Source organism: Nesterenkonia aurantiaca (assembly GCF_004364585.1).
In the GTDB taxonomy this organism is placed as follows: Bacteria; Actinomycetota; Actinomycetes; order Actinomycetales; family Micrococcaceae; genus Nesterenkonia; species Nesterenkonia aurantiaca.
On the sequence record NZ_SOAN01000001.1, the window covers coordinates 244416 to 259299 of the forward strand.

General features: G+C 66.8%; 13 protein-coding genes. 9 read left to right on the forward strand and 4 right to left on the reverse strand.

Translation table 11 applies throughout. The features are described 5' to 3' along the window. Positions 1-11: 11 nt before the first annotated feature. The 4 genes from EV640_RS01045 to EV640_RS01060 form a co-directional block, all read right to left on the reverse strand. Positions 12-803, reverse strand: a complete 792-nt coding sequence (locus EV640_RS01045; protein ID WP_133725519.1) for an ABC transporter ATP-binding protein — start codon at positions 801-803, stop codon at positions 12-14. A gap of 1 nt (position 804) precedes the next feature. Further along, on the reverse strand, positions 805-1755 hold the full coding sequence (locus tag EV640_RS01050) for an ABC transporter permease (RefSeq protein ID WP_036474443.1): 951 nt from the start codon (positions 1753-1755) through the stop codon (positions 805-807). A gap of 199 nt (positions 1756-1954) precedes the next feature. Further along, positions 1955-3013 carry an ABC transporter substrate-binding protein gene (locus EV640_RS01055; RefSeq protein WP_036474444.1) on the reverse strand — a complete coding sequence of 353 codons (1059 nt, stop codon included), beginning with the start codon at positions 3011-3013 and terminating at the stop codon, positions 1955-1957. Positions 3014-3221: 208 nt separating this feature from the next. Beyond that, positions 3222-4586 carry an MFS transporter gene (locus EV640_RS01060; RefSeq protein ID WP_133725520.1) on the reverse strand — a complete coding sequence of 455 codons (1365 nt, stop codon included), beginning with the start codon at positions 4584-4586 and terminating at the stop codon, positions 3222-3224. A 220-nt stretch (positions 4587-4806) separates the two neighbouring features. Here EV640_RS01060 and EV640_RS01065 point away from each other — a divergent pair, with 220 nt between their 5' ends. The 9 genes from EV640_RS01065 to EV640_RS01105 all read left to right on the forward strand — a co-directional run bounded on the left by EV640_RS01065 (position 4807) and on the right by EV640_RS01105 (position 14863). Then, on the forward strand, positions 4807-5847 hold the full coding sequence (locus EV640_RS01065) for an acyltransferase family protein (RefSeq protein WP_133725521.1): 1041 nt from the start codon (positions 4807-4809) through the stop codon (positions 5845-5847). A 22-nt stretch (positions 5848-5869) separates the two neighbouring features. Then, entirely contained in the window at positions 5870-8713 is a 2844-nt protein-coding gene (locus EV640_RS01070; protein ID WP_133725522.1) for a DNA polymerase III subunit gamma and tau, read from the forward strand. Positions 8714-8761: 48 nt separating this feature from the next. Beyond that, on the forward strand, positions 8762-9358 hold the full coding sequence (gene recR / locus EV640_RS01075; RefSeq protein WP_036474447.1) for a recombination mediator RecR: 597 nt from the start codon (positions 8762-8764) through the stop codon (positions 9356-9358). Positions 9359-9707: 349 nt separating this feature from the next. Further along, the gene (locus EV640_RS01080) at positions 9708-10592 is read left to right on the forward strand and encodes a transporter substrate-binding domain-containing protein (protein WP_243832177.1); all 885 of its coding nucleotides are present in this window, start codon (positions 9708-9710) and stop codon (positions 10590-10592) included. Between the two features lie 98 nt (positions 10593-10690). Continuing rightward, the gene (locus tag EV640_RS01085) at positions 10691-11449 is read left to right on the forward strand and encodes an amino acid ABC transporter permease (protein ID WP_133725524.1); all 759 of its coding nucleotides are present in this window, start codon (positions 10691-10693) and stop codon (positions 11447-11449) included. Continuing rightward, a complete protein-coding gene (gene ehuD, locus EV640_RS01090; protein ID WP_051500960.1) occupies positions 11446-12144 on the forward strand; it encodes an ectoine/hydroxyectoine ABC transporter permease subunit EhuD in 699 nt (232 codons plus the stop codon). Before EV640_RS01085 ends, ehuD begins: the two co-directional genes overlap by 4 nt. Then, the gene (gene ehuA / locus EV640_RS01095; protein ID WP_036474448.1) at positions 12128-12922 is read left to right on the forward strand and encodes an ectoine/hydroxyectoine ABC transporter ATP-binding protein EhuA; all 795 of its coding nucleotides are present in this window, start codon (positions 12128-12130) and stop codon (positions 12920-12922) included. The genes ehuD and ehuA overlap by 17 nt, the downstream gene beginning before the upstream one ends. A 61-nt stretch (positions 12923-12983) precedes the next feature. Next, on the forward strand, positions 12984-14267 hold the full coding sequence (locus EV640_RS01100; RefSeq protein ID WP_036474449.1) for an aspartate kinase: 1284 nt from the start codon (positions 12984-12986) through the stop codon (positions 14265-14267). A gap of 8 nt (positions 14268-14275) precedes the next feature. Beyond that, positions 14276-14863, forward strand: coding sequence for a GNAT family N-acetyltransferase (locus EV640_RS01105; RefSeq protein ID WP_133725525.1), 588 nt, complete (start codon positions 14276-14278; stop codon positions 14861-14863). Positions 14864-14884 lie beyond the last annotated feature (21 nt).

Sequence of the window (14884 nt, forward strand, 5' to 3'; positions counted from 1 at the left end):
CTGCGGCGGGATTACTGCAGCAGCGTCTTGTCGTCCACCACGGCACCCTTGAGCTTGCCGAACTCAGCGAGCAGGTCCTGCGGGGTCATCTGCGCCTTCTGCTCGGCGCCGACGTCGAGGATGATCCGGCCCTCGTGCATCATGATCAGCCGGTTGCCGACCTCGAGCGCCTGGACCATGTTGTGCGTGACCATCAGCGTGGTCAGCCCCTTGTCCTCGACCACGCTGCGGGTCAGCCGGGTCACCAGCTCGGCTCGCTGCGGATCAAGGGCCGCGGTGTGCTCATCGAGCAGCAGCACCCGAGGGTCCGAGTAGGTGGCCATGAGCAGGCTCAGCGCCTGGCGCTGACCCCCCGAGAGCAGCCCGACCTTGGTCTTCAGCCGTCCCTCCAGGCCCAGCTCCAGCTGTTTCAGCGCCTCGGCGAAACGATCGCGCTTGGCCTTGGTGACTCCGCGGGAAAGCCCGCGCGGACGGCCGCGGCGGTCGGCCAGGGAGAGGTTCTCCTCGATGCTGAGGTTCGGCGCGGTGCCGGCCATCGGGTCCTGGAAGACCCGGCCGACCTTGGCCGCCCGCTGGTGCTCCTTGAGCCTGCTGACGTCGGTGCCGTCGAGGGAGACCACACCGGTGTCCTGGTGGATCCGGCCGGCCACGGTGTTGAGCAGCGTGGATTTGCCCGCGCCGTTGGAGCCGATGACGGTGACGAAGTCCCCCTCCTTCAGCTCCAGGTTCACATTCACCAGTGCGCGGCGCTCGTTGACGGTGTGCGGGAAGAACGTCTTGGAGACTGAGTCGATATTCAACATGTCAGGCTCCCTTCTCGGCGGAGGTCTTGGACAGGTGGGCATCCGAGGTGGTCAGCGGTGCAGCCGCTTCGGCCAGTGGAGAGCTGCTCTTGCGGCGCAGACTGAGCTTCGAGAAGCCCTTCCACTGTGGCAGCAGCAGCGCCGCCACCACCAGCACGGCAGACATCAGCTTCATGTCGTTCGGGTTGAGCCCGACGTTGAGCGCCAGCTGGATCGCCAGGCGGTAGACCACCGCTCCCAGGATCACCGCGAGGGTGGCCTGGATGACGCTGCGGCTGCCGAAGATGGCCTGGCCCACGATCACCGAGGCAAGTCCCACCAGGATCAGGCCGATGCCCATGCCGATGTCGGCGAAGCCCTGGTGCTGGGCGACGACGGCGCCGGCGACGCCGACCAGTCCGTTGGAGAGCATCAGCCCGATGATCTTCTGCCGATCGGTGCTGACCGCGAAGGAGCTGATCATCTGTTCGTTGTCGCCGGTGGCGCGCAGCGCCAGCCCGTTGTCAGTCTGCAGGTACCAGTCCATGATCAGCTTGAAGATCAGCGCGACGGCGGCCAGCACGGCCACAGAGGTCCAGCCCACGCCGGTGAAGCCACGCATCATGGAGATCACGGTGTCCTGGCCCAGCAGGGGCACGTTCGCCCCGTCCATGATCCGCAGGTTGATCGAGTAGAGCCCGATCATGGTCAGGATGCCGGCCAGCAGCCCGTTGATGTTGCCCTTGGTGTGGAGCAGGCCGGTGATCATCCCGGCGAGGCTGCCGACCACGAAGGCCGCAGCGGTGGCAAGGAAGGGGTCCACCTCGTTGGTGATCAGGATGGCCGCCGTCGCCGCCCCGGAGGTGAAGGACCCGTCCACGGTCAGGTCGGGGAAGTTAAGAATCCTGAAGGTCAGGTACACGCCCAGGGCCATGATCGCGTAGATCAGCCCGAGCTCGAATGCTGTGATCATGTGTCCTCATTTGTCGTCGCGACCGGATCATCGGTCGTCGGCGGGTCCACGTCCACTCAGGCGGCGGGCGCCGGTGCAGCCTGTTGCGGCTGTCCCGGCGCCCGGCCTGGTGGTCATCTGGCGGTGATAGCCGCCTGAGGCGGCCGTGATGGCCGCCTGGGGCGGCCGTCAGGGATCGAGTCGAGTCACCCGGTGCGGGTCACTCCTCCTCTTCTTCAGCATCGTCGGCCGAAGCGGGATCCTCGGCTTCGACGTCCTCGCCGACGACGGTGTCAGCCCGGTCGAGCAGCTCCTGGTCCAGCTCGACGCCCATGGCTTCAGCCGCCTCGGGGTTGACGATCAGCTCCAGGGTCTCCTGGGTCTCCACCGGCATGGACGCCGGGTCCTCGCCGTCCTGAAGGACCCGCAGCGCCATCTCCCCGGCCTGACGGCCAAGGTCGCCGTAGTTGATGCCGTAGGTGGCCACCGAGCCGCGGATGACCGAGTCACCCTCGGAGGCGATCACCGGGATGGAGTTCTGCTGGCCGTACTGCAGCACGGACTCCAGGGCCGAGACGACGGCGTTGTCGGTCGGGACCCAGATCGCGTCGACGTCGAGGGACTCCACGCCCTGCTGGACCTCGGAGGAGTTTGAGATGGTCGCCTCCTGGATCTCCAGGCCCAGCTCGTCTGCGGCCTCCTGGGCGAGCTCCACCTGCACGGCAGAGTTGGTCTCACCGGAGGAGTAGACGATGCCCACGGTCTCGGCGTCGGGAGCGATCTCCTGGAGCAGCTCGAACTGCTCCATCACCGGGTTCAGGTCCGAGGCTCCGGTGATGTTGCCGCCGGGCTCCTCCCAGGAGTCCACCAGACCGGCTTCCTCAGGGTCGGTGACCGCCGAGAACACGATCGGCTTATCGGTGACTGCCTGGGCCGCGGCCTGCGCGGTGGGGGTGGCGATGGCATGGACCAGATCCAGGTCCGAGGTCGCGAAGGTGCCCGCGATGTTGCTGGCCGTGGCCTGCTCGCCCTGGGCGTTCTGCTCGTCCCACTCCACCTCGACCCCGGCGTCCTCGAAGGCCGCCTTGAACCCGTCGCGGGCCTCGTCGAGTGACGGGTGGGAGACGATCTGGGTGATGCCGATCGAGTAGCTGCCGCCTTCTTCGCCGGCCTCGCCCTCGGTGTCTTCGCCCTCGGTGTCGCCGCCGCAGGCGGTGAGCATCAGAGCCGTGGCGGCGAGAGCCGCAGAGAGCCTCATAGTTGTGCTGCGTGATCGCATAGCTGCTCCTCATCTTGGTGCGTCATCCACCGGTGGGGTTCACCGGTGTGGTGCTGTGCGTGATTCAGGTGGTGCTGGTGGTGCTGGTGCTTCGGGTGGTGCTGGTGCTTCGGGTGGTGCTGGTGCTTCGGGTGGTGCTGCGAGTAGCCCCTGCGTCTGCGCAGCGTGGAACAGAGATTATCCTGCTCCAGGTCCACGCGTCAGCAGGTCAGCGAGCTCCGGTGGTCGCCGAGAGCTCCTCACGCTCGCTGTCGTCGTTGAGATTGATGCCCTGGAGCTTCTTCGGCACCATCGAGACGGCGATGAAGGAGATGATCGCCAGGATCGCGATGTAGACGCCGATCAGCCAAGACTGCCCGGTGGTGTTGAGGATCGTCTGCGCGATGGTGGCCGCGAAGGCGCCGCCGATGATCGAGCCCAGCGCGTAACCGATGGAGACACCGGAGAAGCGGATGTTGACCGGGAACATCTCGGCGTAGAGCGCCGACTGCGGACCGTAGGAGGGCCCGAGCCCGATGGTGAGGATGAAGATGGCCAGCGCGAACAGCGGCAGCGAGGCGGTGTCGAGCAGGAACCACATCGGGATCGCCCAGACGATGATGATGCCGTAGCCGATCTGGAAGGTCTTCACCCGTCCGATGCGATCCGAGATCCAACCGCCGAAGAGCGTGAAGATGAACCAGCCCACGCCGCCGATCAGCGAGGCGATCAGGGTGTCGTTGCGGTCCATGCCCAGCGTGTTCACGCCATAGGCGGCGAAGAAGGCGATCACCAGATAGCCCGCGGCGTTGTTCGCGGCGAAGATCAGCGCGGCCAGGAAGGTGTACTTCTTGTGCGTGGTCACCAGCTCCTTGAGCGGGGCCGAGGATTCCTTCTTGCGCTCCTTCATCTCCAGGAAGACCGGGGACTCGTCGACCTTCAGCCGGATCAGGAAGCCCACGATGATCAGCACGAAGGAGAAGAGGAACGGCACCCGCCAGCCCCATTCGAGGAACTGCTCCTCGGTGGTGATGGCGTTGAGCGCGAACATGAACCCGGTCGCGAGCAGCATGCCCAGCGGCACACCGATCTGCGGGTAGGCACCGAAGAGGCCACGCTTATGCCGGGGGGCGTGTTCGACGGCGAGCAGTGCCGCGCCACCCCATTCGCCGCCGGCCGAAAGGCCCTGCAGCACGCGCAGCACGATCAGCAGCACCGGCGCCAGAACGCCCCAGCTCGCGTAGGTGGGCAGCAGGCCGATGAGCACGGTGGCTCCACCCATGCCCATCAGCGTGATCACCAGGACCACCTTGCGTCCATAGCGATCGCCGACCATGCCGGCAAGGATCGCGCCGAGCGGGCGGAAGAGGAAGGAGATGCCAACCGAGGCCCAGGCCACGATCTGCGCCAGGGCGGCGTTGTCCTCGCCCAGCGGCTCGAAGTACAGGACCGCCAGCACGAAGCCGGCCGCCTGCGCGTAGATGAAGAAGTCGTACCACTCGATGGTGGTGCCGACGAGGGTTCCCGCTAGGACTTTCTTCTCTTCGCGGGTCAGGTCGTGCCCCTCGCTGCTGAGATAAGTGGTCTGGCTCATATCTGCTCCCAAGGCTGGACACGTCGGGGTGACGTGCGAGTGGTTCTTGCCGCCTGTCCTGTGACCCAGGTCACGGGCATGGAAGACAATGTATCAGAATTAATGACCGAACGGTTGGTCAGTCAGGTGATCAGTGGGAACGCCTTCCGTTACAGTGAATCCAGCTCCACTTCACGGCGATCTGCACCCAGTCCCTCCCGACAGAACTGCCCTCAGGCCCATGCCCCAGCCCCGCACCGACTCCCCGCCCCGCATGCGGTGGATGGATCTGCTGCGCGGCGTCGCGGTGCTGCTCGTCGTGGTGCTCCACGGCTCCGACATTCCGCGGGCCAACGGGCTCGGGGTGGATCAGTGGATCCAGCTCAACCTCTATCTCGAGCCGTTCCGGATGCCGCTGCTGATGTTCCTCTCCGGGACCCTGCTGCCGCGCTCGCTCGAGAAGTCCTCAGTCATCTACCTCTGGGGGAAGTTCGCCAGCCTCGTCTGGCCGCTGGCGCTCTGGCTCGTCGGATTCGGCGTGCTGATCTATCACGGCGGGCCCGGTGAGCTGCGGTACTGGCTGGGCGGGGACTACCTCTGGTTCCTGATGGCGCTGACCCTCTGCTACCTCACCGGGATGCTGCTCAAGCCGCTGGTCTCCCGGCCACGACTGCTGAGCGCGCTCGGCGTCGTCGTGTTCCTGATCATGGTGATCACCCGGCACTTCACCCAGGTGGACGATGCGCTGGTCACCCGGACCCTCTACTACGGGGCGTTCTTCTTCCTCGGCGCCGCCTGCATGTGGATCCTGCAGCGCTGGGCGAGGGCCCCGTGGCCGCTGATCGCGGCGCTCGCGGTGCTGATGGCCCTGCTGGCCCACCACGGTCTCGAGAGCCGCGAGTTCCGCGCGGGCAGCCTCTACGCCGTGCCCACCGCAGTGATCGGCATCGCGGTGATCCTCTGGGCGGCACCGCGACTGCCTGCCGGCCGGTTCAACAGCTTCCTGCAGTGGGTCGGGCGCAACTCCATCGTGGTCTACGTCTGCCACTTCCCGATCATCATCCTGATCCACCGTGGACTCATCGAGATCGGCGTGGAGCCGGTGCTCCACGTCGCAGCCTGCACCGTGGGCGGTCTGCTGCTGAGCCTGCTCGTGGTCTGGCTGCGGCCCTGGACCAGGTGGCTCTACGTCGTCCCGGGCAATCGCCGCGTCTCCGCCCGGCTCGCCGCCCGTGACCGGGCCGATACGGATCAGGGCACCGACCGCATGCGCATGTCCTAGCAAGCAGATAAGGTTTCAGACTGTGAGCACCGCCCTGTACCGCCGTTATCGTCCCGACTCCTTCGCCGAGGTGATCGGACAGGAGCACGTCACCGCACCCCTGATGACTGCCCTGGGTAAGGACGCGGTCTCCCACGCCTACCTCTTCTCCGGCCCGCGCGGCTGCGGCAAGACCACCTCCGCCCGAATCCTGGCCCGCTGCCTGAACTGCGCGCAGGGCCCGACCGGAACCCCGTGCGGAAGCTGTGATTCCTGCGTGGACCTCGCCACGGGCGGCTCCGGCTCGCTGGACGTGATCGAGATCGACGCAGCCAGCCATGGCGGCGTCGACGATGCCCGTGATCTGCGGGAACGCGCGACCTTCGCCCCGGTGCGCGACCGCTACAAGATCTTCATCATCGATGAGGCCCATATGGTCACCGCCGCAGGCTTCAACGCGCTGCTGAAGATCGTGGAAGAGCCTCCGGAGCACATCAAATTCATCTTCGCGACCACCGAGCCGGACAAGGTCATCGGGACCATCCGCTCGCGCACCCACCACTATCCGTTCCGACTGGTCCCGCCCGAGCCGCTGATGGACTACCTGCATCGGCTCTGCGAGCAGGAGGGCGTCACCGTGGCTCCGGGCGTGCTGCCTCTGGTGATCCGTGCCGGCGGCGGCTCGGTCCGCGACACGCTCTCCGTGCTGGACCAGCTGATCGCCGGGTCCGCCGAGCGCACCCTGGACTATGACCGGGCGACGGCGCTGCTCGGCTTCACCCACGCCACCATGCTCGACGACGTCGTGGGGGCCGTGGCGGCGCTCGACGGGGCCACCGCCTTCTCCGTGGTGGATCGAGTCGTCCAGTCCGGGCAGGACCCGCGGCGCTTCGTCGAGGACCTGCTGGAGCGGCTGCGCGATCTGATCGTGGTGAAATCGGTCCCGGAGAACCCCGGGGCGATCCTGCGCGGGGTCCCGGAGGACCAGATCCGCTCGATGCAGACCCAGGCCGGCCAGCTCGGCTCCGCAGAGCTCTCCCGCGCGGCGGACATTTCCGCCCAGGCGCTGACCGACATGGTCGGCGCCACCTCACCGAAGCTGCACCTCGAGCTGCTGATGGCGCGGCTGCTGCTGCCCCACGCCGAGCAGGGTCACGCCTCGGTGGCCGCTCGGCTCGAACGCGTGGAGCGTCGGCTCGACTTCGCCGCCGGAGCCGGCGTCACGCCCAGCGCCGAGACCGAGGGTGCAGGCACCGATTCGGGCGGCACCGCGAGCGAGGCTGCGAGCCACAGCCCGAACCACAGCCCGGGCGCGACGCCGACCGCAGCGAGCCCGGCGCCCGAGGAGCGTGCCGAAGAGCGCACCGAGCAGCAGACCCCGTCCGACCCGAAGTGGGCCGCCCCGGCACAGAGCGTGACGGCCTCCGAACCGAGCCCCGCAGCCCCGGAGCCCGAGCCCGAGCCCGAGCCGAAGTCGAATGCACCTGAACCTGCGGCGCAGCCGAACGAGGCCGCACCCCCGAACCAGACCGGGCGGCCGCAAGAACGGCAGCCAGAGGAGCGGCAGCCAGAGGAGCGGCAGCCAGCCCTCCCGCGGGACGGCTCCGGTTCATCTGCCTCACCAGCCGCATCCGCAGCCGCGCCCGCCGCTCAGGCAACACCAGCCGCATCCGCAGCCGGCGGGTCCACGGACGAGATGATGCGCCGGGCCTGGCCCGACATCGTGGATTCGCTGAAGTCCCAGTCCCGGATGCTGTGGATGCTGGTCAAGGGCAATGTGAGCGTGGACAGCTTCGACGGTCAGGCGCTGAGCCTGAACTTCGCCAACGAGGGGGCGCGGACCACGTTCGCGAACCGCAACGGCGAGCAGGCGATGAACGCCGCCATCGAGCACGTTCTGGGCATGAAGGTCCGGTTCAAGCTGGTCACCGGAGGCACAGGCTCGCCGGGTGGTGGTGGCGCCCCAAAAGCTGACCGCCGGCTGAGCCCGGCGGCCGCTCCAGCGGAGACGCAGACCGGGGACGGCACCCCGGCCTGGGTCCAGGAAGAGCCGCCCGAGCCCTACGACCCGGGATTCACCGAGGCGCCGCCGGAGCACCCCTCCCACCAGCCCTCCGAGCATCCCGCCGAATCCAAGACCGCCGCCGACCTGGACACCTCGGCCGGATCCCGCGACCCCGATGCCACCGATCTCGACCCCACGGACCCCGACGCCACCGATGAGCAGCAGTCGGCGGCGGCAGAATCTCGGTCATCGGCACCCTCCGCGGTCTCCCCCGAGGCGGCGGCGCACCTGCGCGGCGCCGGGACGGACCCCGACGCCGGGGACAGCTATAAGCCGCTGGCCGAGAAGACCCCGGTCCCAGCATTCGCGCGCCGCGCCGGAACCGCCCCGCGCTGGAGCGCCCCCGCCGAGGGGGCCGCAGCCCCGGGCGGCTCCCCTGGCGCTGCCGGCTCCCCTGGCCCTGCCGGTTCCCCGGGCTCGGGAGCTTCGCGCGGGAACCCGCAGGATCGCGACCAGCAGCCCGGCACGAACCAGCAGAACCCTGCCAGCGGCGCCGCAGCCCCGGCCGGTGGTGCCGCGCCGAGCCGTGCCGCAGAGATCCGTCGTCGCCTGGCCCAGCGCGGCGGGGGCGGCTCCCAGCCGGCTCCCCTCTCCGAGCCTCCGGCCGACCACCCTTCGCAGCCGGCACCCCCGCCCGACCCGGCGTGGGACTCGGGCCCGCCGAGCGACTACGACCAGAGCGCGCCGCCGTCCTGGGCTCAGGCCGAGGACGTGGCCAGTGAGGACGACGTCCCGCTGGAACACTCCGGCGTCTTCGGCCGCAAGGCCTTCGAGAAGCACCTCGGAGCCACCCTGCTGGAGGAGCGCCGGCTCAACGAGTGAGCGCCGCTAGACTAGGTCTCCACCCCTGAAGGAAGGCTCGTCCACACCGTGTATGAAGGCGCAGTCCAAGACCTGATCGATGAACTCGGGCGACTCCCCGGCATCGGCCCCAAGTCGGCGCAGCGCGTGGCCTTCCACATCCTCGAGGCCGACGGCGAGGACATGAAGCGCCTCGCTGACGCGATCACCACGGTCAAGGAGAAGGTCAAGTTCTGCGCGATCTGCTTCAACGTCTCCGAGGAGAACACCTGCCGGATCTGCCAGGACACCCGCCGAGATCCCACCCTGCTGTGCGTGGTCGAGGAGTCCAAGGACGTCATGGCGATCGAACGCACCCGCTCCTTCCGCGGGAAGTACCACGTGCTCGGCGGTTCGATCAATCCGATCGCCGGGGTAGGTCCCGACCAGCTGCACATCCGTGAGCTGCTGAGCCGGCTCTCGGACGACACCATCACCGAGGTCATCGTGGCCACCGACCCGAACCTCGAGGGAGAGGCCACAGCGACGTACCTCTACCGGATGCTCGGTTCCATCGGCATCAAGCTCACCCGCCTGGCGTCGGGACTCCCGGTGGGCGGGGACCTGGAATACGCGGACGACGTCACCCTCGGCCGGGCCTTCGAGGGCCGCACGGTGATGTCCTGACCTGCTCCCGGCGCCCGGCATCCAGATAGTTATGCAAGTGTGATCAGGTAATACTCAGGTTTCTTCCTCCTCGTATTTCCATCAGTTTTCGTTCGGGCTGTTGTCCTAGTCACGCCTGGGAAGCGCGGCCCGTGGGCGGATCACCGCCACGGATTCTTCCGGCTATTCCACGATCCTCTGGTGACCGCCGAGAGTTGTCCTCCCCCAAGAAATCAGTTTCCAAATCCTATTTATCGGTCTAGCGTGTTGCTACAGGCGGGCCTGTGCTGATTTCAGCACGGTGCCGGACTGACTCGCACCAGACGCACACCAGAGGATGAGGTAAGCACTGATGAGGAAAAAGACTTCCATGGCAGTCCGCGCAGGCGCCGCGAGCGCCGCCGCACTGCTGGCACTGACCGCCTGTGGCGGCGGCGACGATGACGCCGAGAACGGTGAGGCCGAGGGTGGCGGCGAAGAGACCATCACCGTGGCCATCGCAGGCGAGGTTCCCTACTCCTACCTGAACGACGACGGCGAACCCGAGGGTGCCACCATCGCCCTGGCCGAGGAGATCTTCGGCCAGATGGGCTACTCGATCGAAGCTGAGGTCACCGACTGGGACAGTCTGATCCCGGGTCTCAATGCAGATCGCTATGAGGCCGTCTCGGCAGGCATGTCCATTCTTCCTGAACGCTGTGAAGAAGCTGCCTTCGCTGAGCCCGAGATCATGTACACCACCGCACTCCTGGTGGAAGAGGGCAACCCCTACGGCGTGGAGAATCTCAACGACGTCGCCGAGGCCGTTGAATCCGGCGAAGACCTCACCCTCGCCACCCTGTCTTCCGGCGTCGAAGCCACCTACGTGGACGAACTGGGCATCGATGCTGAGGGCGTAGCCACGGCAGATGACGGAGTGGACATGGTCACCGGCGGCCGTGCCGATGTGTTCGCCCTGACCGCGATCTCGCTCAGCGAGATGGCAGGTGAGATGGACGGCTTCGAGGTCACCGAGGGCTTCGTCCATGACATGGATGGCGTCATGCAGTACGGCGCCGGTTCGACGGTCTTCCCACAGGGTTCGGAGATGCTCGAGGAGTACAACGAGCACCTCGCGGAGCTCAAGGAGAGCGGCGAGCTGCTGGACATCATCAGCGAATACGGATTCACCGAGGCTGAGATTCCGCCCGCGGATCTGACCGCAGAGGCACTCTGCGATGGTGACCTGGAGGCTCTCCAGGACATCGAAGACTGAGCTGAGAACCTCAGAAATCTCACGGTGGCCGGCCCTGCGAAGGGGTCGGCCACCGCTTCGGTGACATCACCTCCAGCAGAGAGGAACCACCCCCTACCGTGGACTGGTTAGATCAACAGCAGCAGAACTTCGATTCGCTGCAAAACTTCGGCCCCAGACTCTGGGACGGATTCCTGCTCACCGTGCAGCTCACCCTGGTCGGAGCGGCCATGGCATTCGTCATCGCCGTGATCCTGGGCCTGATGGCGGGCAGCCCTAATCTTTGGCTCAGAGGCCCGGCCCGAATCATCATCGAGTTCTTCCGCGGCACCTCGCTGTTGGTGCAGCTGTTCTGGGTCTACTACGTGCTTCCGCTCTTTGGGCTGACCCTGGAGAGCGCCTTCACCGTCGGGGTGATCGCGCTGGGCGTGAACTACGGCGCCTACGGGGCCGAGGCCGTCCGTGCCTCGCTGACCTCCGTGGCAAGCGGGCAGTGGGAAGCCACCGTGGCACTCTCGATGTCCTGGACGCACAAGATCCGTCGGGTGATCTTCCCGCAGGCCTGGGCGCTGATGATCCCCTCACTGGCGAACCTTCTTGTGCACCTGATGAAAGGCTCCGCCATCGTCTACATCGTCGGGCTCAACGACTTCAACTTCGAACTGGACCAGTTCCGGCGAGTCACCAGCGCGTGGTTCTCCTACGCCTTCGTCGGGCTCATCGGGTACTTCGCGTTCGCCCTGGTACTCACTCAGGGCATGCGACTCCTCGAGGTCCGCGCCAAACACCGACTGGGCCAGGGGCTGAGCCTGCGAGAGATCCTCTCCCCCGCACCCAAGGTGCCCACCTCCGGCGTCCAGCCAGGAGGTGCCTCATGATTCCCCTCGTGCCCTTCACGGCCGATCCGGTCCCGGAACCCACCGGCAACGTCTGGAACTGGGATTTCGCGATCGAGATCTTTCCCGACATCCTGCGGGCCTTCCTAGAGGTCACCCTCTTGGTCACCGTCGTGGGCACGGTGATCGCGGCCCTGCTGGGGCTGGTCATCGCCATCCTGCTGCGCGTGCTTCCCCGCCCCTTCGCCTTCGTGCTGCGCTGGGCGGCGAACTTCATCCGGATGACCCCGCTGGTGGTCCAGCTGCTGGTGCTCTATTACGGCTTCACCTGGATGGATCCGCTCACCATCGGCTTCATCGTCTTTGGCATCCACTACGCCACCTACATGTCGGAGGTCTACCGAGCAGGAATCGACTCGGTGCCCAAGGGACAGTGGGAAGCCACCAAGGCACTTTCGATGAGCGCCGGGCGGACCTGGCGGCGCGTGGTCATCCCGCAGGCGCTGCGTTCGACCATCCCCTCGCTGGGCAACTATGCGATCTCGATGTTCAAGGACACCCCGTTCCTGTTCGTGATCTCGGTGGCCGAGATGGTCCGCGTTGCACAGACCATCGGAGCCCAGACCTTCCGCTACACCGAGGCGATCACCATCGCTGGCCTGATCTTCCTCGCCGCCAGCTACCCCACTGCACTGCTGATCAACCGTCTGGAGAAGCGCCTTGCCTACGCCAACTGACCCCGAAGTCCCGGTCATCGAGTTCGTCGATGTCGAGAAGCGCTTCGGGGACAACATCGTGCTCAAAGACCTGAACTTCTCCGTCCGCCGCGGCGAGCGGGTGACCCTGATCGGCCCGTCCGGCTCGGGGAAGACCACGATCCTGCGCCTGGTGATGACCCTGGAGGAGCTCACCGGCGGCTACATCTTCGTCGACGGCGAGCCGTTGACCCACCGGGAGAAGGACGGCAAGCGCGTCGCCGTCTCCCCCAAGGAGCAGAAGAAGCTGCGCACCCGGATCGGGATGGTGTTCCAGCAGTTCAACCTGTTCCCGAACATGACGGTGCTGGAGAACATCGTCGAGGCGCCGATCCACGTGCTGGGCCAGTCCAAGGCCGAGGCCACCGCGAAGGCGCACTCGCTGCTGGAGCAGGTGGGCCTGCCGGACAAGGCCGACCAGCACCCGCTGAGCCTCTCCGGTGGTCAGCAGCAACGGGTGGCCATCGCCCGTGCGCTGGCCATGGACCCGGAGATCCTGCTGCTCGACGAGGTCACCTCGGCACTGGACCCCGAGGTCGTCGGGGACGTGCTCAACATCCTGCGCAAGGTCGCGGACACCACCAACGTGACCATGCTGATCGTGACCCACGAGATGAGCTTCGCCCGAGACGTCTCCCACAAGGTGATGATGTTCGACGGCGGCCGCGTGATCGAAGAGGGTTCCCCGGAGAAGATCTTCTCGGACCCCAGCCAGGAGCGCACCAAGCAATTCCTCAGCGCCGTGCTGCGCGACGCCTGACCCGATCTAGAATTGACCTGAGTTCCCCCGTATCCAAACCCCAGGAGTGAGACAACCTGTCATGAGCCTGATCGTTCAGAAGTACGGCGGATCATCCGTTGCAGACGCCGAGAGCATCAAACGAGTGGCGAGGCGGATCGTCGAGACCAAGCGCGCCGGGCACCAGGTCGTGGTGGTCGTGTCCGCCATGGGTGACACCACCGATGACCTGCTCGACCTCGCAGGCCAGCTCACCTCAGCGCCGCCCTCCCGCGAGATGGACATCCTGCTCTCCTCCGGTGAGCGCATGTCCATGGCGCTGCTGGCCATGGCGATCCATGAGCTGGGCGAGTCCGCCCAGTCCTTCACCGGCTCCCAGGCCGGCATGATCACCGACGCCATCCACGGCAAGGCCCGCATCATCGAGGTCTCCCCGCTGCGCGTGCAGGAGTCCCTCGACGCCGGCCACGTCGGCATCGTCGCAGGGTTCCAGGGCATGAGCCGGGAGTCCCGAGACATCACCACGATGGGCCGCGGCGGCTCCGACACCACCGCCGTCGCCCTGGCCGCGGCGCTGCACGCCGACGCCTGTGAGATCTACACCGACGTCGACGGGGTCTTCACCGCCGACCCGCGCGTGGTCAAGACCGCCCGCAAGATCGACGAGATCTCCAGCGACGAGATGCTGGAGATGGCGGCCGCCGGCACCAAGGTGCTGCACCTGCGCTCGGTGGAGTACGCCCGCCGGTTCGGCGTGAAGCTCCACGTGCGCTCCTCATTCAGCCAGCTCGAAGGCACCTGGGTCATCCCCGACCCCAAAGACACCGTCAAGATTCAGGAAGGCGAACCCTTGGAACAGCCGATCATCTCCGGCGTCTCCCACGACGCATCCGAAGGAAAACTCACCATCACCGGCGTCCCCGACGTCCCGGGCAAGGCGGCGGAGATCTTCAACCTGATCGCCGAGGGAGCGATCAACATCGACATGATCGTCCAGGACGTCTCGATGGCGACCAAGACCACCAACATCTCCTTCACCCTCCCCGGTGAGGACGGCGAACGCGCCCAGGAGATGCTCACCGCGCACCAGGCCACCATCGGCTTCGAGTCCATGGACTTCGTGCCCCAGGTCGGCAAGGTCTCGCTCATCGGCGGCGGGATGCGCAACCACCCTGGCGTCTCGGCCCGGTTCTTCACCGCCCTGCGCGATGCCGGCATCAACATCGGGCTGATCTCGACCTCCGAGATCCGGGTCTCGGTGATCACCGACGTCGAGCTGCTGGACCGCGCGGTCGCCGCGATCCACACCGCCTTCGGTCTGGACTCCGACGAAGAGGCCACGGTCTACGCCGGAACCGGCCGCTAGCACCGAGCATGGGCACCGAGGTGCGCCCCGCCGTCGGGCGCTTCGAGGACTTCTATGAGGTCCTCGGGGTGAAGAAGCCCGGCGGTCGGGGGTGCTGGTGCATGTCCTATCGCGACTCCCGGGTCGCGAATCCGGATCGGCCGGCCTTCATGGAGGAGCTCTGCCGCACCGAGCCCGGCCCGGGGGTGATCGCCTTCGTCGACGACACCCCGGCGGGCTGGTGCTCGGTGGCGCCGCGCAGCAGCTACCGACGGCTGATGAACTCCCGGACCATCCCCTTCCTCGATGACCGGGACCCCTGGTCGGTGGTCTGTTTCGTGGTTCGTCCAGGATTCCGACGGCGAGGGCTGATGCATGATCTGCTCTCCGGCGCCGTGGCGCACGCCGCCGAGCACGGGGCGAGCGTCCTCGAGGGCTACCCGATGGAGCTCGAGGAGGGCAGAAGAGTGGATGTGATCAGCGGCTACGTCGGCACCACGGAGCTCTTCGCGGCCCATGGCTTCGAGGTCGCCGGACCGACCACCGCGCACAGCGGACACCGGCCGCGCTGGATCATGCGCCGGGAGCTGGACGGGCCGAAGACCCGCTCGGAATAGGCGACTCAAGCACACAGGCGG